The following is a 23,140-nucleotide window of genomic DNA, read 5'->3' as shown; positions in this document are numbered from 1 at the left end:
CCCTCGAATACGGCCTGATCGCCGCCATCCTCGGCGCCGCCGTCATCACCGCCTTCACCACGCTGGGCACCGGCCTCGGCACCTTCTTCACCAGCGTCGTCGCCAAGCTGACGCTCTGACCGGCTGCCCCTTCCCCGCCGCGCCCGGTGGCGCGGCGGGGTAGCGTTCCCCTCGACGTCGCCGGATTCCGGAATCGCCCCCATGTCCATGATGGACGCCGTCGCAGCCCTGGCCGCCTTCGCGCTGATCGCCGCGGCCCTGCACGATGTGGTGGCGCGGACCATCCCGAATGCCATCCCCGCCTTCGTCGCCCTGCTCGGCCTGGCGCTGCGCGCCGCCGAGGGCGACCTCGCCTGGGGTCTCCTCGCCTTCGTCATCGTCTTCGCGGTCGCGGTGCTCGCCTGGCGCTACCACGTCATGGGCGGGGGCGACGTGAAGCTGCTGGCCGCCTGCGCGCTGCTGCCGCCGCCGGGTTCCGTCGCGGACATGCTGGTCGCCGTCGCGCTGGCGGGTGGCGCGCTGGCCCTGGTCTACCTGGCGTTCCGCGGCCGCCGGCCGCTTCCCATTCCCCCCCGCGCGACCTCCCTGCCCGCCCGCGCCTGGCGCGCGGAGCTGTGGCGCCTGCGCCGCGGCGGTCCCCTGCCCTACGGGGTCGCGATCTGCGGCGGCGTCCTGCTGACGCTGGCCGGCTGAGGTAGTCCCATGGTCCTCCGCTTCACCCTCTTCTCCGTCCTGATCCTGGGGCTGGTGGGCTTCCTCGGCGTCGCCTGGATCGGGCTGCGCCCCGCGCCGACGGTGGAGGAAGCGGTGGCCGCCCCGGTGCGCGGCAGCTTCCTCTCCGCCGCGCGGCCCATCCGCGCGGGGTCCCTGCTGCGGCCGGACGACATCACCTCCGTCGAGCTGGATGTCGCGACGGTGCCGCCGGAGGCGCGGCGGGACACGCCCCAGGCCCGCGCGGAGCTGGTCGGCCAGATGGCGCTGCGCCCGGTCGGCCAGGGCAGCCCCTTCCTGGCGGAGGACCTGATGCGCCCGGGCGACCGCGGCTTCCTGGCGGCCCTGCTGGCGCCCGGCATGCGCGCCGCCTCCATCGGCGTGGATGCGATCAGCGGCATCTCCGGCCTGATCTGGCCGGGGGACCGCGTGGACGTGGTGCTGACGCAGACGATCGGCGACGAGACGGTGCCGCTGGAACGCCGCATCGCCGGCCAGACCGTGCTGATCGACAGCCGCGTCATCGCCATCGACCAGGCGATCGTGCAGGGCGCCGTCGGCGACGGGCCGGAAGCCAACCGCCAGGTGCGCACCGTGACGCTGGAAGTGGCCCCGCATGCGGCGGAACGCCTGGCCGTCGCCGCGCGGCTGGGCCGGCTGAGCCTGACCGTCCGCGCCGCCGCTGCGCGGGAGGGTGAGGCGGCACAGGGGCAGGACACCGTGACCTGGGGTGGCGACGTCTCTCCGGCGTTGCGCGCGGCACCGGGAACGGTCACGAATCCGCGACCGATCCAGGTCCACCTGGGCGGGAATCGTCGTGAGGAGTTCCGGTTCTGATCCCCTCCCTCCGCCCCCGGCTTTCCGCCTTCCTGCTGCCCGCGCTGGTGGGCGCGGCGCTGGCCGTGCCGGCCTTCGCGCCGGCGCAGACCGTGGCGCCCGCCCCGGTGCAGCCGCAGCAGGTCCAGCCCCCGCAGGCCCGGCCCGGCGCGACGCCGGGCATGGCGCCCGGCGGCACCGTCGTGCAGGGGGGCGTGCCGCTCGCCCTCGGCGCCGGTTCCGGCCGCGTGGTGCAGACCTCCCGCCCCGTCGCCTCGGTCTTCGCGGCCGATCCCCGGGTGGCGGAGGTGCGGCCCGCGAGCCCGACCTCCCTCTTCGTCTTCGGCGTCGCGCCGGGGCGCACCACCGTCGCCGCGCTGGACGCGGAAGGCACGGTGGTGGCGCAGCATGAGGTGACGGTGCGGCCCACCGCCTTCACCGCGCCGGAAGCGCAGGCCGTGCTGTCCCGCGTGATGCCGAGCCGGTCGGCGCGTATCGAGACGCGCCCGGGCGGCCTGGCGCTGCTGGGGGAGGTGAACACCCCCGCCGAGGCCGAGCAGGCCGTCGCCATCGCCCGCGGCCACCTGGCGGAGGGCCAGACGCTGGACAACCGCCTCGTCGTGCTGGGCCAGGTGCAGGTGAACCTTCGTGTGCGCATCGCCGAGGTATCGCGCGAGGTGGCGCGCGCCATCGGCATCGACTGGCAGAACATCGGCAATGTCGGGCGCTTCACGCTGAACCTGACGTCGCAGAACCTGCTGACCAGCGCGATCAACTCCCCCTCGCGACTCGCCGCCGCCTACAACGGCACGCCCGACATCAACGCGCTGATCGACCTGCTGGCGCGGGACCGGCTGATCCGCCTGCTGGCGGAGCCGAACCTGACGGCGATGAGCGGCGAGACCGCGAGCTTCCTGGCCGGCGGCGAATTCCCCATCCCGGTCGGGCTGCGCGACGGCAACATCACCATCCAGTTCAAGGAATACGGTGTCGGCCTGGCCTTCGTGCCGACGGTGCTGGCGGCGAACCGCATCAGCCTGCGCGTGCGGCCGGAAGTGAGCGAGCTGACCGAGCAGGGCGCGGTGCGGCTGTCCAGCGGCAATGCCTCCATCCAGATCCCCGCGCTGACGGTGCGGCGGGCGGAGACGACGGTGGAGCTCGGCAGCGGGCAGTCCTTCGCCATCGCGGGGCTGCTGACCGATGCCTCCACCACCACCGGCCGGGCGATCCCGGGGATCGGGGAGCTGCCGATCATCGGCCAGCTCTTCCGCTCCGACAGCTTCCAGCGCAACGAGACGGAGCTGGTGATCATCATCACCCCCTACATCGTGCGCGGCACGACGGACCCGAACGCGCTGCGCGCGCCGACGGACCGGCAGCTGCAGGCGGATGACGTGGATCGCGGGCTGCTGGCGCGCCAACTCGGCTCGCCGCGCGGCGGGCCGCCCCGGCTGCCGGGCATGGCGGGGTTCATGATGCCATGAGCCGCTTCCGCACCCCGATCCTGGGCCTGGCGCTGCTGGCCGGCGCCTGCACCGGCACCCAGACCGACCCCTTCGCGCGGGAAGGCAACTGGCGCCCGAACGGCGCCAACGAGGCCAACCTGGTCCGCATGCTGGCGACGCCCACGGACTACACCCAGGGCCAGGCGGCGCCGGATGCGATGGGCGAACTCGCGACCTCCGCCGTGCAGCGGCTGCTGCAGGACCGCGTGCGCAACCTGCCGACCTCCGCCACCACCCAGGGCATGGCGGGTGCGTCGGGCATCGGGGGCGCGCAGTGAACGCCTTCGACAAGCTGGCGGCGGAGGCGGGGGAGGAGACCGCCGCTTCCTTCCGCACGGATCGCAAGCCGCTGATCTGCTTCGCGACCGATGCCGCGACGGAAGCGACGCTGCGGGAGGGATTCGCCGACCTCGCGCCGCCGGGTTCGGAATTCCGCCGCGGCGACATCAACGCCGCCATCGCCCTGCTGCGCACCACGCCCACGCCCTGGACGCTGCTGGTGGACCTGACCGGCCATCCCCAGCCCTTCGCGGCGCTGGAGGACCTGTCGGAGGTGGTGGAACCCGATGTCCGTGTCCTCGTCATCGGGGACCGCACGGATCTCGGCTTCTACCGCCACATCACGCGCAACGTCGGCGTCGCGGACTACATGTACAAGCCGCTGACGGCGGCGCTGATCGCGGAGAATTTCGGCGCCGTCGTCGCCCGCAAGCGGCAGGAACGCACGGTGCGCGGCGGCCGGCTGCTGACCATCACCGGCGCGCGGGGCGGCGTGGGCGCTTCCTCCATCGCGGCCAACCTGTCCTGGTACCTGGCCGATGTCGCCAAGCGGCACAGCCTGGCGCTGGATGCGGATACGCAGCGCGGCACGCTGGCGCTGATGCTGGCGGCGGAAGCGGGCGGCGGCCTGCGCACCGCGCTGGAACAGCCGGCCCGCGTGGACGAGCTGTTCGTGGAACGCACCGCCCATTCGGTGAATGACCGCCTGCACGTGCTGGCGGCGGAGGAGCAGCTGAGCAGCCCGGTGAACTACGCGACCGGCGCGGCGGAGCGGCTGATCAGCCTGGCGCGGCGGCGCTACAACTTCATCGTGGCCGACGTGCCCTACCAGCCCGTGGGCTTCGGGCACGAACTGCTCGACATCGCGCAGCAGCGCGTGATCGTCATGGAGCCGACGCTGGCCTGCGTGCGGGATGCGCTGCGGCTGCTGATGCTGCCGCCCGGCAGCGGCCAGGCCAGCAGGCCGCTGCTGGTGCTGAACCGCGCGGGGCGGCCCGGCGGGCTGCCTGTCGCCCGGATCACCGAGGCGATGAAGCAGGAGCCGGACGTCGTGATCCCCGACCAGGCGCGGAAGGTGGAGGAAGCGGCGACGCTCGGCCAGCCCGTGCAGGGCGCCTACCGGGACGGCATCGCGCGCGTGGCCGTGGCCTGCGGCGCGGCATCCGCCGCACCGCCCGGCATCGGCAGCCGCCTGGCCAAGCTGCGGAAGCTGCTGCGCCAATGAGCGGCTTCGCCACCCCCACCTTCGGCCGCCGGCGGAGCGACGCGACACCCGCGCCGGTGGCGACGCTGGCGCCGCCCCCGCCGCCCGCGGCCGCGCCCTCCCCTTCCGCCTTCTCGCCCCGGCCGCGCCAGGCGGCGACGGCGGGCGCCAACCCGGTGATGGCGGAGCTGCGCACGCTGTGCCTGCAGCGGGTCGATCCCGCCATGGTCGCGGACATGCCGCATGAGCGGCTGGCGGCGGAGGTGGAGCGGCTGCTGGCGGAGATCGCGACCGAGCAGCGCCGGCAGCTGAACGCCCGCGAGCAGCGCCAGCTGGCGCTGGAGCTGGTGGACGACATGCTGGGCCTCGGCCCGCTGGAGCCGCTGCTGGACGACGAGACCGTGACCGACATCATGGTCAACGGGCCGGAGAAAGTGTTCATCGAGCAGCGCGGCAAGGTCACGCTCTCCGGCGTCCGCTTCCGCGATTCGCAGCACCTGGCCAACATCGCGCAGCGAATCGCCGCCGCGGTCGGCCGGCGCGTCGACGAAAGCAGCCCGATGGTGGATGCGCGCCTGCAGGATGGCAGCCGCATCAACATCGTCTTCCCGCCGCTGGCCCTGGACGGGCCCTGCCTCTCGATCCGCAAATTCTCCCGCAAGCTGATCGACTTCGACAAGCTGGTGGAGAACCAGTCGATCCCGCGCCAGATGGCGCGGATCCTGCAGATCGCCTCCCAGTGCCGGCTGAACGTCATCATCTCCGGCGGTACGGGTTCGGGTAAGACGACGCTGCTGAACGCGATGAGCCGGCTGATCGACCCGGGCGAGCGCGTCATCACCGTGGAGGACGCGGCGGAGCTGCAACTGCAGCAGCCCCATGTGGTGCGGCTGGAGACGCGGCCGGCTTCGCTGGAAGGCCGGGGCGAGATCAACCAGCGCGACCTGGTGCGCAACGCGCTGCGCATGCGGCCCGACCGCATCATCCTCGGCGAGTGCCGCGGCGCGGAGGCCTTCGACATGCTGCAGGCCATGAACACGGGCCATGACGGCAGCATGAGCACGATCCACGCCAATACCTCCCGCGACGCGCTGATCCGCATCGAGAACATGGTGACGATGGGCAATTTCGGCCTGCCGACGCGCGCCGTGCGCACGCAGATCGCCAGCGCCGTCGATCTCATCGTGCAGGTGGAACGCCAGCGCGACGGCGTGCGCCGCGTGACGCAGGTGACGGAGCTGGTGGGCATGGAGGGCGAGGTCTTCACCCTCAATGACATCTTCCTGGCGGAGCATGAGGGCGAGGATGCGGATGGCCGGCTGAAGGTGCGCTGGCGCGTCAACCGCGCGCGTCCCGCCTTCTCCCAGCGCCTGGCCTATTTCGGGCTGGAGCGCGCCTGGATGGCCGCCTTCGACGAGCCAGAGCGATGACGCCCGGCACGCTGATCCTGGTTGGCGGGGTGCTCTTCGCCGCGCTGGCGATCGGCGTGGTGCTGGGCCTGTCCGCGCTCGGCCGCGCGGACAGGCGGCAGGCGCGGCTGGCTTCCGTGGTGGCGCCGCATCTGCAGAGCGTGACGGTGCGCGCGGCGCGGCCCAGCCTGGCCGCGACCATGGCGCGGTCGCCGCTGGCGGCCAAGGCGGCGGCGCTGTTCGGCATCGCGCCGGAACTGCGCCACCACTACCCCCTGCCCTGGTGGCTGGTGCTGGTGCTGTCGCTGGTCGTGGCGCGGCTCGGGCTCGGCATGGTGGCGGTGATCGCGGGGGAGGCGATCCTGGTGGCGACGCCGGCGGCCTGGCTGTTCGCCGCGCGGGTGATGTTCGCGCGCTTCCACGAACAGCATCGCCGGCGGCTGTTCATCCAGCTGCCGGATGCGCTGGGCCTGGTGATCCGCGCGACGCGCATCGGCATCCCCGCGACGGAGGCGATGCGCACCGTGGCGAAGGAGGCGCCGATGCCGACCTCCGAGGAGTTCCGCAAGATCGCCGACCGCCTTTCCATCGGCATGCCCTTCGACCGGGCGCTGGAGGAGACGGCGCTGAAGAACGGCGTGCCGGAATACCGCTTCTTCTCCACCGCCATGTCGCTGCAGGCGCAGACCGGCGGCGGGCTGTCGGAGACCCTGGAGAACCTGGCCGATGTGGTGCGCAAGCGCGTGGCGCTGCGCGCGCGCGGCCTGGCCCTGGCCTCCGAGGCGCGGACCTCGGCCGCCATCCTGGCCGGGCTGCCCTTCGGCGCGGGCGGGCTGATCGCGCTGCTCAATCCCTCCTACGCCGCGGTGCTGATCAACGACGAAAGCGGCCAGCGAATCCTGGCGCTGGCCATCGGCATGCTGCTGTTCGGGATCCTGAGCATGCAGGGCATCATCAAGAAGTCCCTGTCATGACGCGGGAACTCGCCATCGTCATGCTGCTGGCGGGCATGCTGGTCGCGCTGGTCGGGCTGGTGCTGGCGCGCACGCTGCGGGCGGAACAGCGTGTGGCGACGCGGCTGCTGGCGGTGCAGCGCAGCGTCGGCGTGGACCAGGTGGCGGTGCCTTGGTCCCTGAAGCGCGCGGTGCTGCAGGGCTTCGCGCGGCTCGGCTCCGCGCTGACGAAGGCGGGCATCCTCTCCCCCCGCACGGTGGCGGACCTGGAACAGACGCTGTCGGCGGCGGGCTTCCGCAGCAGCGGCGCGCTGCCGGTCTTCCTCGGCGCCAAGATCGCCATGCTGGTGGCGGTGCCGGCCTTCACCTTCGTGCTGGTGACGGTGGCGGAGGTGCAGCAGCCGCTGAAGGGCATGCTGCTGGCCATCGCCGCGGTGGCGGGCATGCTGATCCCTGACCTGGTCGCCAAGCGCCTGCGCAAGCGCTACCTGAAGGAGCTGGAGCAGGGCCTGCCGGACGCGCTGGACCTGATGGTGATCTGCACGGAGGCGGGGCTTTCGCTGGAAGGCGCGATCGACCGCGTCTCGGTGGAGATCGCGCCCGCCAACCGGTCGATCGCGGCCGAACTCTCGCTGTGCGGCAGCGAGCTGCGGATCCTGGCGGATCGCCGCGCGGCGCTGATGAACATGGCGGATCGCACGCGGCTCGACGTGATGCGCCGGGTCGCGGTGATGCTGGCGCAGTCGCTGCAGTTCGGCACGCCCATCACGGTGGCGCTGCGCACCCTGTCGCATGAAATGCGCGGCGAGCAGCTGACGCGGTTCGAGGCGCGGGCCGCGCGGCTGCCGGTGCTGCTGACCGTGCCGATGATCGTCTTCATCCTGCCGACGCTGTTCCTGGTGGTGGGCGGCCCCGCCATCCTGCAGGTGCTGCGGTCATGGTAAGGGGCCTGCGCACCCTGTTCGCGCGGCTGGGCCGCCGGGGTTCCTACACCATCGAATTCGCGCTGCTGACGCCGGTGTTCCTGACCCTGCTGACCATGACGATGGAGATCGCCTGGCAGCTCGCCATCGGGGCGGGGCTCGACCACGGCACGCGCGTCGCCGCGCGCTGGGCGGCGACGGGGCAGACCGCGCCGTCGGGGCTGACGAGTTCGCAATACGTGGCGCGCGTCATCGCGCAATCCTCCGGCATGCCGATCGTCGCCGCCAACCTGACGGTGACGACGGAATCCTTCGCCTCCATCGGGTCGATGACGGTGGCGACGCCGGGGCTCGGCACCTCCGGCCAGATCGTGCGCTACCGCATCGTGTACCAGTCGAATGCCTTGACGCCGGTGGGGCGCAGCCTGGTGCCGAACGGGCTGTTCCGGCATTCCACCACCGTCATTTCCCGCAACGAACCCTATGCGACGCGATGACGGGCGCGCCGGTTTCGCCTCCCTCGAATTCGCCCTCATGCTGCCGGCGATGCTGGTGCTGTTCGTCGCGGTGGCGGAGACGCTGCTCTACATGCGCACCTGGTACCGGCTCGATCGCACGGCGATGGAAATCGCCAACATCACGTCGCAGTACGAGACGATGACGACCGCCGTCGTCGGGCAGCTGTTCGACGCCGCGAATTCCATCGCCTCTCCCATCCCCGCCAATTCGGCGACGGGCAATGCCAGTTCGCGCGCGCGCACGCTGATCGGGGTGGTGAGCAATACCGGGTCGGGCAACACGCTGTCCTGGACCTGCAGCCGGGGCGATTCCAGCCTGCCGAACACCATCGCGGGGCAGCGGACGCTGCCGAACGGCCTGGTGGTGCCGAGCGGCCAGACGCTGGTGGTGGTGGAGGTGATCAACGGCACCCGCCCCTGGCAGACGCTGGTCCGGCTGGCGACCATCACGAAGTTCCTGCGGATCGAGGTGCCGGACCCCGGGCCGATCCGCACCTATGCGCTGGTGCGGCCGCGCATCGGCACGCTCAGCGCGCTGAGCGGGGGCTGCCCCGCGTGATCGGGCGGCTGTTCCGCGGGCTGCGCGCCGACCGGCGCGCCGGGCTGGCGCTGATGGTGGCCTGGGCGACCATCCCGCTGGTCGGCTTCACCGCCGTCGCGGTGGATGGCATGCGCGCCTGGCTGGTCTATTCGCGGCTGACCGCGGCGCTGGATGCCGCGGCGCTGGCCGGGGCGCGCAACATCGCCGTGGCCGCCGCGACGCGGGACAACGAGGTCTCCTCCCTGTTCTGGGCGAACATGACGGTGAAGCAGCCGGCGCCCGGCCAGCCCGCCTGGACGCCGGCCACCGGGCTGACGCAGCGCTGGACCAGCTTCCTCGATTCCAGCGTGCGGCTGGAGACGCTGACGGCGGTGGACCTGCTGACCTTCCAGGTCACGGCCAGCGCGCAGCTGCCGACATCCTTCGCCAAGCTGATCGGCGTGAACACCTTCACCATGCGCGCCTCCGCCCGCGCGCAGCGCGCGAATACGGGGCTGGAGCTGGCGCTGGTGCTGGACATCACCGGTTCGATGGACACGAACTGCACGCTGCCGTCCAACCGCACCTCCACCAACTGCACCATCACCAGCGTGCCGCGCGCGCCGGGGCAGGTGATCTCCGCCGTCAACAACAACGCGGACCTGATGCGGGTCGCGGCGGCGGACCTGGTGAACATCGTCTTCGGCAACAACGAGACGCAGCGCAACCTCTACGTCTCCGTCGTGCCCTTCACCACCACCGTGAACCTGGCCCCGACGCGCACCGCCTGGCTGGATGCGACGTCGCGGGCGAACCTCAACGCCAATTTCAGCCCGACCACCTGGTGGGGCTGCGTCGAGGCGCGGGTCGGCTATGCGGGCGCGCCCACCGATGGCGACCGCAACGACTACACGCCGTCCGAGGTGCCCTTCCGCCCCTTCTACTGGCCCTCCACGCTCGGCGTTTACACGCGCAACGGCAACCGCGTGCCGGGGGACAATGACTGGGCGCGGCGGCTGTGGAACGCGACGACGACGGGCACGGACGCGATCACCGAATCCTGGTTCTCCTACCGCGGCAACTACCAGGTCGGCCCCAATTCCGGCTGCCCCTCCACGCCCGTGCTGCCGCTCAGCACCAGCAAGACGGCGGTGCTGGACACGATCCAGAGCATGCGGGCCACCAACCGGGGCGGCACGATGGGCAATCTCGGCCTGCTGGCGGGGTGGTGGACGCTCAGCCCGCGCTGGCGCGGCACCTGGAACCTGGGCCCCGCGCCGGACAACCAGGCGACGTCGCTGCCGCTGGCCTACAACACGCCGAACATGCGCAAGGTCATCGTGATGATGACCGATGGCGACCAGAACTGGTTCGATTCGCCGAACGGCTTTCCCGGCGACTGCACCATCACGTCGGTGAACAGCAATTCCTTCCCCAATTCCGGCGCGGGCTTCGCCGCGCCCGGGCCGAGCATGCCGGTGCAGCCGGTGGCCTGCCCCTCCTCCTCCCAGACCAGCAGCGTGGTGGTGGCGGCGGGCGGGCCCGCCATCTCCGGCAATGCGGACTATACGGGCTATGGGCGGCTGGCGGAGCGGCGGCTGGGCAGCGGCATCGGCACCAATGCGCAGGCGACGGCGGAGCTGAACAACCGCCTTGCCGCGCTGTGCACCACCATCAAGAACAACGGGGTGATGATCTACACGATGGTGGTCAACACCTCGGGCTCCGTCAGCACGGCGACGCGCACGCTGTACCAGAACTGCGCGACGGCGCCGGCCAACTACTACCTGGTGACCACGCCGGACCAGCTGCGGCCGACCTTCCAGCTGATCGCCAACGAACTCACCAACCTGCGGATCGTGCAGTGATCGCGCCCGCCCCATCACAGGGCTTGTGATGCGCACCACCCCACGGCAAGGTCCGGCGGAGAGCGGGCCGCGCCGCGCCGCGGAACCCAGCGACGGAGCCTTTCACCCGCCCATGCGCCCCCTTTCCCCCGCATCGCCCCGCCGCCTGGGCCGCCTGGCGCGCATCCTGCTGCTGGCCCTGCCCTGCGTCGTCACGGTGGCGGGATGCGCGCGCCTGCCGAACCCGCTGGCGGCCCGCCCGCAGGCCGCCGCCGTGCCCGCGCCCCGGCCGCTGGACCAGCTGCGCGCCGCCGCGCAGGCCAGCCCGGATGACCGGATCGCCCAGGCGAGGCTGGCGGATGCGGCGGAAGCCGCGGGGCTGCATGCCGAAGCCTCCGCCGCGCTGCAGCGGGTGATCGAGCTGGATGGCACGAGCCCGGAGCGGCTGGTGCGGCTGGGCAGCATGCATCTGCGCGCGGGCAACCTGGCGGCGGCGGAAGCGGCCTTCACCAGCGCGCGGGCGCTGTCGCCGCGCCATGCCGGCGCGCATGCGGGGCTGGCGCTGACCTTCGACATGCTGGGCGACACGGCCCGCGCGCAGGAAGCCTACCGGCAGGCGCGCATCGTGGCGCCGAATGACTGGACGATCCGCAGCAACCAGGCGGTGTCCCTGCTGCTGGCCAAGCGGCTGGCGGAGGCCGAGCGCACCCTGGCGCCGGCGGAGCGGGAAGCCGATGCGCCGCAGCGCGCGCGCCACAACCTGGCGCTGATCCTGGCCGCGCGCGGGGAGCATGCCCGCGTGGTCCGCCTGCTGCGCCGCGACGCGGCCGGCACGGATGCCGAGGCGCTGGCGCTGGAGTTCCGGAGCTTCGCCGAATGGCTGGCCACGGCGCCGGAGGCCGAGGCGAGCGCGCTGCTGCTGCAGCCCGCGACCCTGCGCGCCATCCCGCGGGAGGGTGGCGCGGGCAACTGAGCCGGCGCCCGACCGTGCTGACGTGGGGTCGGCGAAGCCGGCCGAGGCCGCGACGCCCAGCGCGCGCCCGGCGCCTGGGGGCATGAGCCACCAGGCCCGGAATCAAGAAGGCCACGCGGGCTGCCCTGCGTGGCCTTCTTGATTCCTGACGGGATCAGGATGGTCGGAGCGGCGGGATTCGAACCCACGACCCCCAGTCCCCCAGACTGATGCGCTACCAGACTGCGCTACGCTCCGACTGCGGGGGCAATAGCATCGGGCATGGGGGCCGCCAACCCCCGCCGCCCCGCCCTATGCGGGAATGGCGGTGATCAACCCCTCCGCCCGCAGGTCGGACCAGAGCGCGGCGGGGGGCTCCGCGGCCAGCAGCGCCATGTTCGCCGCCAGTTCCGCCGGGGCCTGGTGGCCGACCACCACGCCCTTCACGGCGGGGCAGAGCAGCGGGAAGTGGATGGCGGCGGCGGCGATCGGCACGCCATGGCGGGTGCAAGCGGCCTCGATCGCCGCGGTGCGGGCCAGAAGGTCGGCGGGCGCGGGCTTGTAGCGGTAGCGGGCGCCGGGCCTGGCGCCGGTGGCCAGGATCCCCGTCTCGAAGGGCGCGGCGAAGAGCACGGGCGTGCCGGTCGCGACGCAATGCGGCAGCAGCGCCTCGCAGGCTTCCTGGTGCAGCAGGGTGCAGGCGCCGGCGAGCATCACCGCATCGAAGGGCGCTTCCCGCAGCAGGCGGAGGATCGGCACGGGGTCGCGCATGGCGACACCGATGGCGCCGATCACGCCCTGCGCCTTCAGGCGCTGGAGCACCGGGAAGGCGCCCTTCAGCGCCAGGGCGTGCTGCGCCTCGTAATCCGTCCCATGCAGGCTGGGCTGCACGTCATGGATGAAGACGATGTCGAGGCGCCCGGTATGCAGGCGCGCCAGCGCCGTGCGGATCGTCGCCTCCGTCCCCGCCGCGCTGTAGTCGAAGCGGTCCGTGCAATCCGGCGGCAGGTAGCGGCCGGTCTTGGTGCCGAGCACATAGGCGTCCCGCGGCCGCCCCTGCAGCGCCAGGCCGAGGCGCCGCTCGCTCTCCCCCCCGGCGTAGTAGGCGGCGGTGTCGAAGTAGCGGAGCCCGGCCTGCCAGGCCGCATCCACCACGGCCTTCACCCCACCCTCCCCGGCCGCGCTGGCGAGCGAGCCGCCCCCGATGCCGAGGCGGGACATCAACAGGCCGGTGGCGCCGAAGGGGATGCGGTCCGTGGCGTTCATGCGGGGGCGTTCCAGTGGGGGCGGCGATGGGCCGCGCGTTCCCCCGGCGCCGTGCCGGGGAAGGCGAAAAGAAGGTCATAGACGGCGCCGGACCCGCCCGCGGCGGCCAGGGCGCGCGCCGCGGCGGGGCGGTCCTGCGCTTCCAGCAGCAGCACGGCGGCGAAGGAGTCCTCGGTGGCACCGGTGCCGAGGCGATGGGCGGGTGCGCCATCCGCCTCCCGCAGGCCGAGCCGGGCGCCGACCATGCCCGGCATGGCGGCCAGCGCGGCGACATCCATGCCCCGCGCATCCGGCAGGCGCAGCACCGCCAGCGCCGCGCCGAAGCCGTGGCCGGCGCGCGCCACCTCCCGGCAGGGGGCGCGGAGGAAGGCGCGGAAATCCGGGCGCATGGAGGCCGACCAGGGCGTCGGGTTGGCCAGCAGGTCCTGGTATTCGGGGGTCGCGAAGGCGGCCAGCGACTCCACCTCATACAGCGTGAACCAGCGATGGGTGGGGTGAAGCGCATCGCGGTAGCGGCGGCCGGCGAGGAAGCCGGGGGCTGCCACGCGTTCGGGCAGGTGTTCGCGGGCGTGCCATTCCTCGTACTCGGCCTCCCGCCCCGCGGCCAGGTCGTTCCAGAGGGCCAGGAAGCCGCGCTCACTCATCGCCGGGCTCCGGCAGCAGCACCACCTTGGTGGCCTGGCGGCGGCGGGTGGCGGCGAAGCCCGCCGGCGCGTCGCGCAGCGGCAGGCGGTGCGTGACCATGGGGGCGAGCGCCTCCCCCTGCCGCAGCACGAAATCCAGCGTGCGGCGCCAATCCGCGAGCCTGCCGCGGTTGGTGCCGCGGAGTTGCAGCTGTTCCCGGACCACGGTGTTGAGGGGGATTTCCGCCGGGCGGGGGTGGATGCCGGCGATGACCAGCACGCCTTCGCGCCGCAGCAGGGGGAGTGCCTCCGCCACGAGGGTGGGCATGCCCACCGCCTCGAACACCACGTCGAAGCGGCCCTCCGCGGCCAGGTGGGCGAGGCCCTGGTCGCCCACCTCCCGCAGCCGGTCGAAGCCCAGGCGCCGCAGCACGCCGAAGCGGGGCGAATCGTCGCGGCCCGCGACCGTGATGGCGGCGGCCCCGGCTTCCCGCGCCATCAGGGCGATGGCCTGGCCGATGGCGCCGGGGCCCAGCACCAGCACCCGGTCGCCGGGGCCGACCCCGCCGACGGAGACGGCGCGCGCGCCGATCACCAGCGGTTCCGTCAGCGCGGCGATGGCGGGGTCGAAGCCCGGCGGCAGGACCAGGCAGTTGCGAGCGGGGGCCAGGAGGAAGGGCGCGAAGCCGCCATCCCGCGTCATGCCGATTCCCCGCCGGTCGATGCAGCGATCGGGATCGCCGCCCTGGCAGGCCGCGCAGATGCCGCAGGTGACGGAGGGAATGACCACCACGGGCGTGCCGGGCGGCAGCGCGGGGTCGCCCGATTCGGCGATGCGGCCCGCCAGCTCATGGCCCAGCGTCACCGGCATGGCGGGGGTGATGAACTCGTAGCCGCCCGACCAGTCCTCGATATGCAGGTCGCTGCCGCAGATGCCGGCGGCCTCCACGCGGACCAGCACCTCCCCGGGGCCGGGGGCGGGCGGGCGCGGGACGTCGCAGCACCAGAGGCCCGGTCCGGGCGCCCGCTTGCGCCATGCCTTCATGCGTTTCCCCGCCCTGCGATCACGGGGTGCAGGGTGGCGCGATCAGCCCCTCGCGGCCAGGGCCCGCAGTTCATGCGCCAGGCGTTCCAGCGCATCCAGCGCCTCCCGCACCGGCTCGGGCGCATCGGCCTCGTCGAGGTCGCCGAGCGGCAATTCGGGGGCGCCGCCGGCTTCCTCGATGCCGCCTTCCCGCAGCAGGCGCTGCACGCCCTTGATGGTGTAGCCCTGGGTGTAGAGCAGGTCGCTGATGCGCTTCAGCAGGCCGATATCCTCCGGCCGGTAGTAGCGCCGCCCGCCGCCCCGCTTCAGCGGCTTGAGCTGGGGGAACTTGGTCTCCCAGAAGCGCAGCACGTGCTGCGGGATCTGCAGGTCGTCCGCGACCTCGCTGATGGTGCGGAAGGCCGTGGGGGCCTTGCGCGGCCGGGCGCGGCCCTCGGCATCGACCTGCTCGTCGCTCATTCGTCGTCGCCGCCGGCTTCGGGCGCCTGGCCGGGGTTGAGGCGGGCCTTCAGGACGTGGGAGGGGCGGAAGGCCAGCACCTTGCGGGGCTGGATCGGCACCTCCACGCCCGTCTTGGGGTTGCGGCCGACGCGCTTGCCCTTCTGGCGCACGACGAAGGAGCCGAAGGCGGAGATCTTCACGGGCTCGCCGGCCTCCAGCGCCGCCGACATCTTCTCGAGCACCGTCTCCAGCAGCGCCGCGCTCTCGTTACGGGAGAGCCCGACCTGGGCGTAGATCGCCTCCGCCAGATGCGCGCGGGTCATCGTCGTCATGCCGCAACAGGCCCCTGCAAGCCATTCATCCCGCAAGAAAACCGGTATCCGCCGGGGGCGTCAACCATCGGGTTCGCGGGCGGCCGGGGCCGCTTCGCGCGCCATCGCAGGCGGGTGGCACAAGCCCCTGAAAGGGTTTATCAATCGCTAGAAGCGCGCCAGCGCGGCGCCCCAGGTCAGGCCGCCGCCGATGGCTTCCATCAGCACCAGGTCGCCCTGCTTGATGCGCCCGTCCCGCGTCGCCTCCGCCAGCGCCAGCGGGATGGAGGCGGCGGAGGTATTGGCGTGGCGGTCCACGGTGATGACCACGCGATCGAGCGGCAGGCCGAGCTTCTTGCCCATCGCCTCGATGATCCGGACATTGGCCTGGTGCGGCACCAGCCAGGCGACGGCGGAGTGGTCCAGCCCGTTCGCCGCCAGCGCCTCATCCACCGCGGAGGCGAGCTTGGTGACGGCGTGCTTGAAGACCTCCCGCCCCGCCATGCGGACCACGCCCGTGCCGCCGGTGGAGCCCGCGCCGCCATCGACGTGCAGGATGTCCCCGTGCCGGCCATCGGCATGCATGTGGGTGGAGAGCAGGCCATCGCCCGGCGCGGGGTCGCCGGCGCGCAGGAACAGGGCGCCGGCGCCATCGCCGAACAGCACGCAGGTGCCGCGGTCCGACCAGTCCAGGATGCGGGAATAGACTTCCGTGCCGACCACGAGCACGCCACGGGCCTGGCCGGTGCGGATCAGCGCATCGGCGATGCCGAGCGCGTAGATGAAGCCCGCGCAGGCCGCGGCGACATCGAAGGCGAGGCCGCGGGTGACGCCGAGCGCGCCCTGGATGCGCGCGGCGGTGGAGGGGAAGGCGCTGTCGGGCGTCGCGGTGGCGACGATGATGGCATCCACCTCCGCCACATCGGCGCCGCCCTGGGCGAGGGCCGCGCGGCAGGCGGCGGCGCCCATGGAGGAGGCGGTCTCCCCGGGCGCGGCGAAGTGGCGCTGGGCGATGCCGGTGCGTTCGCGGATCCAGGCGTCGGAGGTGTCGAGCCCCTTTTCCGCCGCCAGTTCCTCATTGGTCACGGCCCGTTCCGGCAGGTAGCCGCCGGTGCCGACGATCACGGCGCGCATCGCGCGTTCCCCCCCAGGGCCGGGTTTGGTTCGGGTCGCCCGCGGATCAGCGCGGGGTGGCCGCGACGCGCGGCGTGGTCTCCGAGAGGCGCGCCAGCCCCTCCTGGATCCGTTCGTTGAAGCGGTGCGTCACCATGTCCATGGCGACGTCCACGGCATGGGCGAAGCCGACGCCATCGGTGCCGCCATGGCTTTTCACCACGACGCCGTTCAGGCCGATGAGCACCGCGCCGTTGTAGCGCCGCGGGTCCATCCATTCGCGCAGCCGGTCCAGCGCCGGGCGCGCGAGCAGGTAGCCGACGCGGGCGGGGATGGAGCTGGTGAAGACCTGGCGCAGCAGGTCGCGCATCAGCTTCAGCGCGCCCTCCCCGGTCTTCAGCGCGACGTTGCCGGTGAAGCCATCGGTGACGATCACGTCCACCGTGCCGGCGGCGATGTCATGGCCTTCGACGAAGCCGCGGAAATTCGGGCCGATATGGCTGTCGCGCAGGATCTCCGCCGCCTGGCGGACCCGCTCGTCGCCCTTCAGCTCCTCCGACCCCACATTCAGCAGGCCGAGCGTCGGCTCCGTCAGACCGAGCACCGCGCGGGCGAAGGCATCGCCCATGACGGCGAACTCCACCAGGTTGCGGGCATCGCACTGCACATTGGCGCCGAGGTCGAGCATGACGACGTCGCCGCGCGCGGAGGGGCCGATGGCCGCCAGCGCCGGCCGGTCGATCTCCGGCAGCGTCTTCACCACGATCTTGGCGAGCGCCATGAGCGCGCCGGTATTGCCGGCGGAGACGACGCCCGAGGCTTCCCCATTCGCGACGGCGTCGATCGCCCCGCGCATGGAGGAGCCGCGGACGCGCAGCGCCGCGGTCGGCTTCATGTCGCCGGGAATCGATTCCGGGGCGTGGCGCAGGCTGCACGCCTTGGCGGCGCGGGGCCGGCGCGCGAGCAGCGCGCCGAGCCGGGCCTCATCGCCCACGAGCAGGAAGCGGGCCTGCGGGTGACGCTCCGCCGCCAGTTCCAGCCCGTCGAGCACGGAATCGGGCGCGTGGTCCCCGCCCATCGCATCGATGGCCAGGGCGAACTCGCCATTGCCGCGGGCCGCAACCGCCCTCGCCATCAGGATCCGACCCTTCGCCGCATCGGCATCAGCCCGGAAACGCGATCAGACGCGGATGACACCCTTGGCCTTGTCCGCCGCCATCACCTCACGGCCATCATAGTGGCCGCAATGGGAGCAGACATGGTGCGGACGCTTCAGCTCACCGCAATTGGAGCATTCCAGGCTCGCAACCGCCGTCAGCGCCTCATGGCTGCGGCGCATGCCGCGGCGGGAGGGCGAAACCTTCTTCTTCGGAACGGCCATGGTGCCGAGCCTTTCTCGTCAACAATCGGAAAGTAGGTGGGGCCGGCGGCATTACCACCGGCACCGAGAGGGCGCAAGCGCACCGGGGGCATCAATCCCGCTTCAACCTTGCCAGGGCGGCAAAGGGGTTGGGGCGGGACTCCCCCGGTGACGGCTCCGCCGCTCTTTGCGCCGCCGGCGCCTCCGCGTCCAGCCCCGAAGCGTCCAGTTCCGGCGGAAGCGCGGCATCCGGGCGCCTGGGATAGGGGTCGAGCGCCAGGGCGAGCTGTTCGGCCGCCGCCTCGCCCAGGTCGATGAAGCCGCCGGCGCTCTCGATCTCATCGGGGCTGTCGGGGTCGTCATCCGTGGGCGGGACGCCATCGGGCAGGATGCGGAGGTCGATCGCCGCATCGACCACCTGATCCACCGGATCGAGCGTGACGATGCATTCCTGCGTCACCGCGGCGTGCAGGCGGCCACGGGCGCGCACCGTGCCGCCCGTCTCCGCCTTCAGCGACAGGCTTGCCGTGAAGCCCGCGATTCCGAGGATGGAGAAGCGCCGCGCGAGCGCCGCGCATTCCGCCGGCGTCGCCGCCAGCTCCAGCGCCTTGGGCTCGTTCCCCAGGCGGTAGGGGCGGGAGAATTCGGGGGTGGCGCTCATGCCGCCACGGCTTCCGGCGGCGCGGGGGGGAAGCGGACCTCCCCCTTCCGCAGCGCGTCCAGCGGCTGGGCCGCCAGCGCCGCGCGGATGCGGCCCGCCTGGGCGGCGAGTTCGGCCGCCGCGCCCTCCGGCGCCTCCCCCCGCCAGACATTGCGGGACAGGGCCTCCGCCAGCGCCGGCCAGTCGCCCGATTCGAAGGCGGATTCGTAGGCGGCGGCGCGGCCGTGGAAGGCTTCCCACATCTTCTTCACGCGCTTGCCGACGACGAGGTCACCCACCCCCATCTCCCGCAGGTTCACGTCCATGTCGGCGAACATGGCGTCGAAGACGGCCTGGGCGAGCTTCGGCCCCTCCGCATCCCCGTCATGGCGCAGCCGGTTGATCAGCAGCGCGACGTGGAAGGAGACGAGGTCGAACCGCCCGTCCAGCGTGTCCGGCACGCCGAGGCGGGCGAAATAGACGGCCTGGCGCGCCGCGCCGACCGCCGCGCCATACAGCGCGAAGCCGGCCCGTTCGTGCGGGCGCCGGGAGAAAAGGCCGAGGAGGCCCATGGGATGCTCCGATCGCGATGCCGCCCCCATGGGCGGCGCGGCCAACCCCGCCTGGCCGCCCGGGCCCGAGGGGCCAGGGCCGTTGACCGCGCCGCGCGGGGGTGGAATACCGCCCACATGGAGCGCCACCGCCACCCGGTCAACGTTTCGCGTCGCCCCGCGCGCGGGTTCGGCGCCACCCTGGGCGTCATTGCCCTGCTGGCCACGGGCGGATGCTCCTGGCTGCCCAGCGTGCCGGGCGGTGGGCTGTTCGAAAGCCCGCGCACCATCCGCGGCCACCAGGTGGATGAGGAGACGCTGGCCCAGGTCACGGTCGGCGTGTCCTCCCGCGCCGATGTGGAGGCGCTGCTCGGCTCGCCTTCCGTCACCGGGACCTTCGACGACAGCGCCTGGTACTACATCAGCGGCGTCACCCGGCAGCGGCCGGGCCAGACCCTGTCGCTGGAGGACCAGCGCGTGATCGCGGTGCTGTTCGACGGCCGCGGCACGGTGCGGGAAGTGAAGCGCCTGGGCCAGGACGATGCGCGGGACGTGCGCGTGGTCAGCCGGGTCACGCCCTCCCCTGGCAATGACCGGACGCTGCTGCAGCAGCTCTTCGGCAATCTCGGCCGCCTCGGCCCGGGCCTGGGCGCCGGCGCCGCCAATACGGTCGGCGCGCCCTCCCCCACCTCTCGCTAGAGCATCGTCAGGCCGGGCGGAATCGCCCGGCGACCCGGCCCCTGCGTGACGACAAGGGCCTGGACCGGCTTCAGCGTCGCGGCCGGCGCTGGAACCTGTGCGGGCGCCGGCCTCAGGCCGGCTTCATCGCCCGTCGCGGCCACAGCGTGACCGCCAGCGCCACCGCCAGCGCGGGCAGCAGCAGCAGGTTCAGCACGTTCCAGCCCGCGCCGGCATGCACGGCGCCGGATCCCATCGCCGTGCAGGCGACGGTGCCGAAGACGATGAAGTCGTTGGCCGTCTGGGCGCGCACCCGCTCCGCCGGGCTGTGCGATTCGCCGAGCAGCGTGGTGGCGCCCACGAACATGAAGTTCCAGCCGATGCCGAGCAGCACCAGCGCGCCGGTGAAGTGCCAGAATTGCTGGCCGGAGAGCGCCACGGCGACGCAGAGCGCGTTCAGCACCGCCCCCACCGCCACGATCGGCCGCGCCCCCCAGCGCGCGATCAGCCGCCCCGTCACGAAGCCCGGCGCGAACATGGAGACCGCGTGCAGCTGGATGACGGTGGCGCTGGCGGTCACCGCGAAGCCGCAGGCCATCATCTCCAGCGGCGTGGAGGTCATGACCAGGTTCATGGTGCCGTAGGCGACGGCCGCGGTCAGGGCGGCGGCGATGAAGGCGGGGCGGCGGATGATCTCGCCGACCGGGGTCGGGCTGACCTGGCGGGGCTGCGCCGGCGGCAGGCGGACCAGGGAGAGCAGCACCATGCAGGCCACCGGCAGCAGCGCCAGGATCAGGTAGGTGCCGAGGAAGAGGAAGGGCGGCGCCATGTCCTTGCTGTGCTTCACCAGCTCCGGCCCGAAGATGGCGGAGAGCACGCCGCCCGCCATGACGAGGGCGATGGCGCGCGGGCGATAGGCGGGGCTCGCGACCTCGCTGGCCGCGAAGCGGTAGTGCTGGGCGATGCCGAAGCCGATGCCGGCCGGGATGCCGCCCGCGACATAGAGCCAGAAGCTGTGCTGCCAGATCCCGGCGGCGAAGGTCAGGCAGCCCGCCAGCGAGGCGACGGCGCCCAGCATGAAGCCCGCCCGCCGGCCGAGGCGGGCGAAGACGATGCCGGCCGGGATGGAGGCCGCCATGGTGGCGACCATCTGGATGCCCATGGGCAGGGTGGCCAGCGACTTGTCGGAAGCCAGGCTGAAGCCGACCAGCGCGGACATCGCCACCTGCCCCACGACCGAGGCATTCATCAGCGCCTGGCAGAAGAACAGCAGCCAGACATCGCGCTTCATCCGGGCATCCTCGCGCGGATCGCCAGGGGCCGTGGCAGCGGTCGTCATGGACATCAGAAGTGGCTCCATCCCCCCCGGGGCAGCGGCACCTCGCCGCCCCTGGCATCCGTCACGCGGACGCCTTCGCCCGCCATGAAGCACCCGATCCGCGTCACCGCCACCCCTGCCTCCATGCCGGCATCGCGGATGAGGGCGGCGTTGGCCGGGGGGGCGGCGAAGAGCAGTTCGTAGTCATCGCCGCCGGCCAGGATCCGGGGCAGCAGCGCCGGGTCGGCGGCCAGCGCCGCGGCGGCGGGGGGCGAGAGCGGGATGGCCGTGGAATCGAGCGCGGCGCCGAGCCCCGCCGCGCGGGCGAGGTGGCCGAGGTCCTGCACCAGCCCGTCCGAGACATCCATCGCCGCATGCACCAGCCCCGCCAGGCGCTGGCCGAGGGCGAGGCGGGGCCTGGGCAGCCGGTAGCGGTCCGCCAGGTGATCGTCGGCCGGCAGCCGCCCCGTCAGCGCCAGCAGGCCGAGCGCGCCATCCCCGATGGTGCCGGAGATCCAGACATCATCGCCGGCCCTCGCTCCCGCGCGCCGCAGCGCCTGGCCGGGCGCGACATGGCCGAGGATGGTGAGCGAGAAGGTCGCGGGCCCGGGCGTGGCGACGGTGTCGCCGCCCAGCACGGAAAGGCCGAATTCCGCCTGGTCCGCCGCCAGGCCGCGGGCGAAGGCGGCGATCCAATCGTCGGGCGTCCCGCGGGCGAAGCCGCAGGTCATGAGGTAGCCGAGCGGCGTGGCGCCCATGGCGGCGAGGTCGGAGAGGTTCACCCGCAGCAGCTTGCGGCCGATGGTCTCCGGCGGGTCCTCGGGCAGGAAATGCACGCCGGCGACCATGGCATCGGCGGCCAGCACCAGGGTGCGGCCGGGGGGTGGCGTCAGCAGCGCGGCGTCATCGCCAAGGTTGAGCGCGCCCTCCCCGGCCAGGGGCAGGAAGTGGCGGGCGATGAGGGAGAATTCGGGGGGGAGGGTCATCCGCGACACCGTGGGGAAGGCCCTGCCTTCCCCACACCCCATCCGCCAGGGGGCAGAGCCCCCTGGACCATCGTCAATGCAAGGGTTCCAAGGGCCTTCCGGCGCTTGGCGAGGGGGTTGCAGGGGGCGCGGCGCTTCCCCTGCGGGCCATCAAGGCCGCGCGAATTCATCGGCCCGCAGCGTGCGCGCCAGCGCGTCCAGCACGCCATTCGCGAAGCGCGGCTCATCGCCCACGAAGAAGCCATGCGCGATGTCGAGGTATTCGTTGATCACGACGCGCGCCGGCGGCTCATGCGGCGTGGAGAGTTCCGCCGCCGCCGCCCGCAGCAGCGCGCGCAGCACGGGGTCCAGCTTCTCCAGCGGCCAGTCCTTGGCCAGCGCCTTGCCGATCGTCTCGTCCAGCGATTCGATGCGGGACGCCGTGTCCCGCACGATGCGGGCGAAGAGCTTGGCATCCGCGTCGGGCACCCTGCCCTCCCCCAGCCCCTCATCGGCGTCATTGGGGCCGAGGCGGTGGCGGACGAATTGCTGGATCACCGTCTCCGGATTCTCGCCGGCCTGCTCCGACTGGAACAGCGCCTGCACGGCGGCAAGCCGCGCGCCCGTGCGGGGGCGGCCCTTCTGTAGCCGGCCGGATTCGCGCGCGCCGCTCATGCGCGCCCCCAGCGGCGCGCCAGCGCCACCTGCGTCAGCGCCGCATGCGCGGCCTCCACGCCCTTGTTCATGCCGTCGTCGCGCGACCGGGCGATGGCCTGGTCAAGGGTGGCGACCGTCAGCAGGCCGAAGCCGAGCGCGGCGCCGGTCTCGGCCGAGATCGCCATGACGCCGTGGCAGACGGCGTCGCAGATGAAGTCGTAATGATCCGTCTCGCCCTTCACCACGCAGCCCAGCAGGATGTAGCCATCCCAGCCGCGGTTGGCGGCGATCGCCATGCGGAGTGCGGCCGGCAGTTCGAAGGCGCCGGCGACGTCCACCACCTCCAGCACCCCGCCCGCCTGCTCCACGCTCCGCCGGGCGCCGGCCAGCATGCCGCCGACGACCTCCGCGTAATACGGGGCCTGGATGACCAGCAGCCGGGGCGGCTGGCCGGGGATCGTCGCGGCCGAGCGGGTCGGCGCGTCCTTCGTGCTCATCGTCAATCCTCGATGCGCCGGCCAGCGGGGCCGGCGCG

Annotated in this window: 28 protein-coding genes and 1 tRNA gene; 14 read left to right on the top strand and 15 right to left on the bottom strand. The window is 72.8% G+C overall.

Features of this window, described 5'->3' with window-relative positions:
• Positions 1–14 precede the first annotated feature (14 nt).
• The 13 genes from JJI54_RS33115 to JJI54_RS17640 all read left to right on the top strand — a co-directional run bounded on the left by JJI54_RS33115 (position 15) and on the right by JJI54_RS17640 (position 11,658).
• Complete coding sequence (locus JJI54_RS33115) at positions 15–119, top strand: hypothetical protein (RefSeq protein WP_226381884.1); 105 nt, start codon at positions 15–17, stop codon at positions 117–119.
• A gap of 82 nt (positions 120–201) precedes the next feature.
• Positions 202–693, top strand: a complete 492-nt coding sequence (locus tag JJI54_RS17695; protein WP_203074332.1) for a prepilin peptidase — start codon at positions 202–204, stop codon at positions 691–693.
• A gap of 9 nt (positions 694–702) precedes the next feature.
• Positions 703–1,548, top strand: a complete 846-nt coding sequence (cpaB, locus tag JJI54_RS17690) for a Flp pilus assembly protein CpaB (protein ID WP_203074331.1) — start codon at positions 703–705, stop codon at positions 1,546–1,548.
• 47 nt (positions 1,549–1,595) lie between these two features.
• Positions 1,596–3,011 (top strand): type II and III secretion system protein family protein, encoded by a 1,416-nt coding sequence (locus tag JJI54_RS17685; protein WP_203074330.1) that lies wholly within the window; start codon positions 1,596–1,598, stop codon positions 3,009–3,011.
• Positions 3,008–3,310, top strand: a complete 303-nt coding sequence (locus JJI54_RS17680; protein WP_203074329.1) for a hypothetical protein — start codon at positions 3,008–3,010, stop codon at positions 3,308–3,310. The genes JJI54_RS17685 and JJI54_RS17680 overlap by 4 nt, the downstream gene beginning before the upstream one ends.
• Positions 3,307–4,536, top strand: coding sequence for an AAA family ATPase (locus tag JJI54_RS17675; RefSeq protein ID WP_203074328.1), 1,230 nt, complete (start codon positions 3,307–3,309; stop codon positions 4,534–4,536). Before JJI54_RS17680 ends, JJI54_RS17675 begins: the two co-directional genes overlap by 4 nt.
• Positions 4,533–5,945, top strand: coding sequence for a CpaF family protein (locus JJI54_RS17670; protein WP_203074327.1), 1,413 nt, complete (start codon positions 4,533–4,535; stop codon positions 5,943–5,945). The genes JJI54_RS17675 and JJI54_RS17670 overlap by 4 nt, the downstream gene beginning before the upstream one ends.
• Entirely contained in the window at positions 5,942–6,898 is a 957-nt protein-coding gene (locus JJI54_RS17665; protein WP_203074326.1) for a type II secretion system F family protein, read from the top strand. The genes JJI54_RS17670 and JJI54_RS17665 overlap by 4 nt, the downstream gene beginning before the upstream one ends.
• The gene (locus JJI54_RS17660) at positions 6,895–7,821 is read left to right on the top strand and encodes a type II secretion system F family protein (protein ID WP_203074325.1); all 927 of its coding nucleotides are present in this window, start codon (positions 6,895–6,897) and stop codon (positions 7,819–7,821) included. The genes JJI54_RS17665 and JJI54_RS17660 overlap by 4 nt, the downstream gene beginning before the upstream one ends.
• Positions 7,815–8,297, top strand: coding sequence for a TadE/TadG family type IV pilus assembly protein (locus JJI54_RS17655; protein WP_203074324.1), 483 nt, complete (start codon positions 7,815–7,817; stop codon positions 8,295–8,297). The genes JJI54_RS17660 and JJI54_RS17655 overlap by 7 nt, the downstream gene beginning before the upstream one ends.
• A complete protein-coding gene (locus JJI54_RS17650; RefSeq protein ID WP_203074323.1) occupies positions 8,284–8,877 on the top strand; it encodes a TadE/TadG family type IV pilus assembly protein in 594 nt (197 codons plus the stop codon). The genes JJI54_RS17655 and JJI54_RS17650 overlap by 14 nt, the downstream gene beginning before the upstream one ends.
• On the top strand, positions 8,874–10,706 hold the full coding sequence (locus tag JJI54_RS17645; protein ID WP_203074322.1) for a pilus assembly protein TadG-related protein: 1,833 nt from the start codon (positions 8,874–8,876) through the stop codon (positions 10,704–10,706). Before JJI54_RS17650 ends, JJI54_RS17645 begins: the two co-directional genes overlap by 4 nt.
• 112 nt (positions 10,707–10,818) lie before the next feature.
• On the top strand, positions 10,819–11,658 hold the full coding sequence (locus JJI54_RS17640) for a tetratricopeptide repeat protein (RefSeq protein ID WP_203074321.1): 840 nt from the start codon (positions 10,819–10,821) through the stop codon (positions 11,656–11,658).
• Positions 11,659–11,818: 160 nt separating this feature from the next.
• On the opposite strand, the gene JJI54_RS17635 is transcribed toward JJI54_RS17640, so the two are convergent.
• From JJI54_RS17635 to JJI54_RS17585, 11 genes are all read right to left on the bottom strand, one after another.
• Positions 11,819–11,895: transfer RNA gene (locus JJI54_RS17635), tRNA-Pro, on the bottom strand.
• A 54-nt stretch (positions 11,896–11,949) separates the two neighbouring features.
• Positions 11,950–12,903: an aldo/keto reductase gene (locus JJI54_RS17630; RefSeq protein WP_203074320.1), complete on the bottom strand. Its 954-nt coding sequence runs from the start codon at positions 12,901–12,903 to the stop codon at positions 11,950–11,952.
• Positions 12,900–13,547, bottom strand: a complete 648-nt coding sequence (locus JJI54_RS17625; RefSeq protein ID WP_203074319.1) for a hypothetical protein — start codon at positions 13,545–13,547, stop codon at positions 12,900–12,902. Before JJI54_RS17625 ends, JJI54_RS17630 begins: the two co-directional genes overlap by 4 nt.
• Positions 13,540–14,571, bottom strand: coding sequence for a zinc-dependent alcohol dehydrogenase (locus tag JJI54_RS17620; RefSeq protein ID WP_203074318.1), 1,032 nt, complete (start codon positions 14,569–14,571; stop codon positions 13,540–13,542). Before JJI54_RS17620 ends, JJI54_RS17625 begins: the two co-directional genes overlap by 8 nt.
• Positions 14,572–14,613: 42 nt before the next feature.
• Positions 14,614–15,030, bottom strand: coding sequence for a MerR family transcriptional regulator (locus JJI54_RS17615; protein WP_203074317.1), 417 nt, complete (start codon positions 15,028–15,030; stop codon positions 14,614–14,616).
• On the bottom strand, positions 15,027–15,344 hold the full coding sequence (locus JJI54_RS17610) for an integration host factor subunit alpha (RefSeq protein WP_203074316.1): 318 nt from the start codon (positions 15,342–15,344) through the stop codon (positions 15,027–15,029). The genes JJI54_RS17615 and JJI54_RS17610 overlap by 4 nt, the downstream gene beginning before the upstream one ends.
• Positions 15,345–15,491: 147 nt before the next feature.
• Positions 15,492–16,457, bottom strand: coding sequence for a beta-ketoacyl-ACP synthase III (locus tag JJI54_RS17605; RefSeq protein ID WP_203074315.1), 966 nt, complete (start codon positions 16,455–16,457; stop codon positions 15,492–15,494).
• Between the two features lie 46 nt (positions 16,458–16,503).
• Positions 16,504–17,571 (bottom strand): phosphate acyltransferase PlsX, encoded by a 1,068-nt coding sequence (plsX, locus tag JJI54_RS17600; RefSeq protein WP_203074314.1) that lies wholly within the window; start codon positions 17,569–17,571, stop codon positions 16,504–16,506.
• A 45-nt stretch (positions 17,572–17,616) separates the two neighbouring features.
• On the bottom strand, positions 17,617–17,817 hold the full coding sequence (rpmF, locus tag JJI54_RS17595; RefSeq protein ID WP_092960083.1) for a 50S ribosomal protein L32: 201 nt from the start codon (positions 17,815–17,817) through the stop codon (positions 17,617–17,619).
• A gap of 91 nt (positions 17,818–17,908) precedes the next feature.
• A complete protein-coding gene (locus JJI54_RS17590; protein WP_203074313.1) occupies positions 17,909–18,457 on the bottom strand; it encodes a YceD family protein in 549 nt (182 codons plus the stop codon).
• A complete protein-coding gene (locus JJI54_RS17585; RefSeq protein WP_203074312.1) occupies positions 18,454–19,008 on the bottom strand; it encodes a ubiquinol-cytochrome C chaperone family protein in 555 nt (184 codons plus the stop codon). The genes JJI54_RS17590 and JJI54_RS17585 overlap by 4 nt, the downstream gene beginning before the upstream one ends.
• A 117-nt stretch (positions 19,009–19,125) precedes the next feature.
• Between JJI54_RS17585 and JJI54_RS17580 the strand changes: the two genes are divergently transcribed.
• On the top strand, positions 19,126–19,686 hold the full coding sequence (locus JJI54_RS17580; protein ID WP_203074311.1) for an outer membrane protein assembly factor BamE: 561 nt from the start codon (positions 19,126–19,128) through the stop codon (positions 19,684–19,686).
• Positions 19,687–19,798: 112 nt separating this feature from the next.
• Here JJI54_RS17580 and JJI54_RS17575 read toward each other — a convergent pair whose 3' ends face one another.
• The 4 genes from JJI54_RS17575 to ribH form a co-directional block, all read right to left on the bottom strand.
• A complete protein-coding gene (locus tag JJI54_RS17575) occupies positions 19,799–21,010 on the bottom strand; it encodes an MFS transporter (RefSeq protein WP_226381841.1) in 1,212 nt (403 codons plus the stop codon).
• Positions 21,010–21,969 (bottom strand): thiamine-phosphate kinase, encoded by a 960-nt coding sequence (gene thiL, locus JJI54_RS17570; protein ID WP_203074310.1) that lies wholly within the window; start codon positions 21,967–21,969, stop codon positions 21,010–21,012. The genes JJI54_RS17575 and thiL overlap by 1 nt, the downstream gene beginning before the upstream one ends.
• Positions 21,970–22,119: 150 nt before the next feature.
• The gene (gene nusB / locus JJI54_RS17565) at positions 22,120–22,623 is read right to left on the bottom strand and encodes a transcription antitermination factor NusB (RefSeq protein WP_203074309.1); all 504 of its coding nucleotides are present in this window, start codon (positions 22,621–22,623) and stop codon (positions 22,120–22,122) included.
• Complete coding sequence (gene ribH / locus JJI54_RS17560; protein WP_203074308.1) at positions 22,620–23,102, bottom strand: 6,7-dimethyl-8-ribityllumazine synthase; 483 nt, start codon at positions 23,100–23,102, stop codon at positions 22,620–22,622. The genes nusB and ribH overlap by 4 nt, the downstream gene beginning before the upstream one ends.
• Positions 23,103–23,140 lie beyond the last annotated feature (38 nt).

Source organism: Falsiroseomonas ponticola (assembly GCF_016805305.1).
GTDB lineage: Bacteria > Pseudomonadota > Alphaproteobacteria > Acetobacterales > Acetobacteraceae > Falsiroseomonas > Falsiroseomonas ponticola.
Note: the sequence above shows the minus strand (reverse complement) of the source record. Positions and strands in the feature narration are given on the sequence as shown.

Coding starts and splice junctions, on each gene's coding strand:
- JJI54_RS17695 (WP_203074332.1), top strand. CDS start 202: ATGTCCATGATGGACGCCGTCGCAGCCCTGGCCGCCTTCGCGCTGATC.
- cpaB (WP_203074331.1), top strand. CDS start 703: ATGGTCCTCCGCTTCACCCTCTTCTCCGTCCTGATCCTGGGGCTGGTG.
- JJI54_RS17680 (WP_203074329.1), top strand. CDS start 3,008: ATGAGCCGCTTCCGCACCCCGATCCTGGGCCTGGCGCTGCTGGCCGGC.
- JJI54_RS17670 (WP_203074327.1), top strand. CDS start 4,533: ATGAGCGGCTTCGCCACCCCCACCTTCGGCCGCCGGCGGAGCGACGCG.
- JJI54_RS17665 (WP_203074326.1), top strand. CDS start 5,942: ATGACGCCCGGCACGCTGATCCTGGTTGGCGGGGTGCTCTTCGCCGCG.
- JJI54_RS17660 (WP_203074325.1), top strand. CDS start 6,895: ATGACGCGGGAACTCGCCATCGTCATGCTGCTGGCGGGCATGCTGGTC.
- JJI54_RS17655 (WP_203074324.1), top strand. CDS start 7,815: ATGGTAAGGGGCCTGCGCACCCTGTTCGCGCGGCTGGGCCGCCGGGGT.
- JJI54_RS17650 (WP_203074323.1), top strand. CDS start 8,284: ATGCGACGCGATGACGGGCGCGCCGGTTTCGCCTCCCTCGAATTCGCC.
- JJI54_RS17640 (WP_203074321.1), top strand. CDS start 10,819: ATGCGCCCCCTTTCCCCCGCATCGCCCCGCCGCCTGGGCCGCCTGGCG.
- JJI54_RS17630 (WP_203074320.1), bottom strand. CDS start 12,903: ATGAACGCCACGGACCGCATCCCCTTCGGCGCCACCGGCCTGTTGATG.
- JJI54_RS17625 (WP_203074319.1), bottom strand. CDS start 13,547: ATGAGTGAGCGCGGCTTCCTGGCCCTCTGGAACGACCTGGCCGCGGGG.
- JJI54_RS17620 (WP_203074318.1), bottom strand. CDS start 14,571: ATGAAGGCATGGCGCAAGCGGGCGCCCGGACCGGGCCTCTGGTGCTGC.
- JJI54_RS17615 (WP_203074317.1), bottom strand. CDS start 15,030: ATGAGCGACGAGCAGGTCGATGCCGAGGGCCGCGCCCGGCCGCGCAAG.
- JJI54_RS17610 (WP_203074316.1), bottom strand. CDS start 15,344: ATGACGACGATGACCCGCGCGCATCTGGCGGAGGCGATCTACGCCCAG.
- JJI54_RS17605 (WP_203074315.1), bottom strand. CDS start 16,457: ATGCGCGCCGTGATCGTCGGCACCGGCGGCTACCTGCCGGAACGGGCC.
- plsX (WP_203074314.1), bottom strand. CDS start 17,571: ATGGCGAGGGCGGTTGCGGCCCGCGGCAATGGCGAGTTCGCCCTGGCC.
- rpmF (WP_092960083.1), bottom strand. CDS start 17,817: ATGGCCGTTCCGAAGAAGAAGGTTTCGCCCTCCCGCCGCGGCATGCGC.
- JJI54_RS17590 (WP_203074313.1), bottom strand. CDS start 18,457: ATGAGCGCCACCCCCGAATTCTCCCGCCCCTACCGCCTGGGGAACGAG.
- JJI54_RS17585 (WP_203074312.1), bottom strand. CDS start 19,008: ATGGGCCTCCTCGGCCTTTTCTCCCGGCGCCCGCACGAACGGGCCGGC.
- JJI54_RS17580 (WP_203074311.1), top strand. CDS start 19,126: ATGGAGCGCCACCGCCACCCGGTCAACGTTTCGCGTCGCCCCGCGCGC.
- JJI54_RS17575 (WP_226381841.1), bottom strand. CDS start 21,010: ATGTCCATGACGACCGCTGCCACGGCCCCTGGCGATCCGCGCGAGGAT.
- thiL (WP_203074310.1), bottom strand. CDS start 21,969: ATGACCCTCCCCCCCGAATTCTCCCTCATCGCCCGCCACTTCCTGCCC.
- nusB (WP_203074309.1), bottom strand. CDS start 22,623: ATGAGCGGCGCGCGCGAATCCGGCCGGCTACAGAAGGGCCGCCCCCGC.
- ribH (WP_203074308.1), bottom strand. CDS start 23,102: ATGAGCACGAAGGACGCGCCGACCCGCTCGGCCGCGACGATCCCCGGC.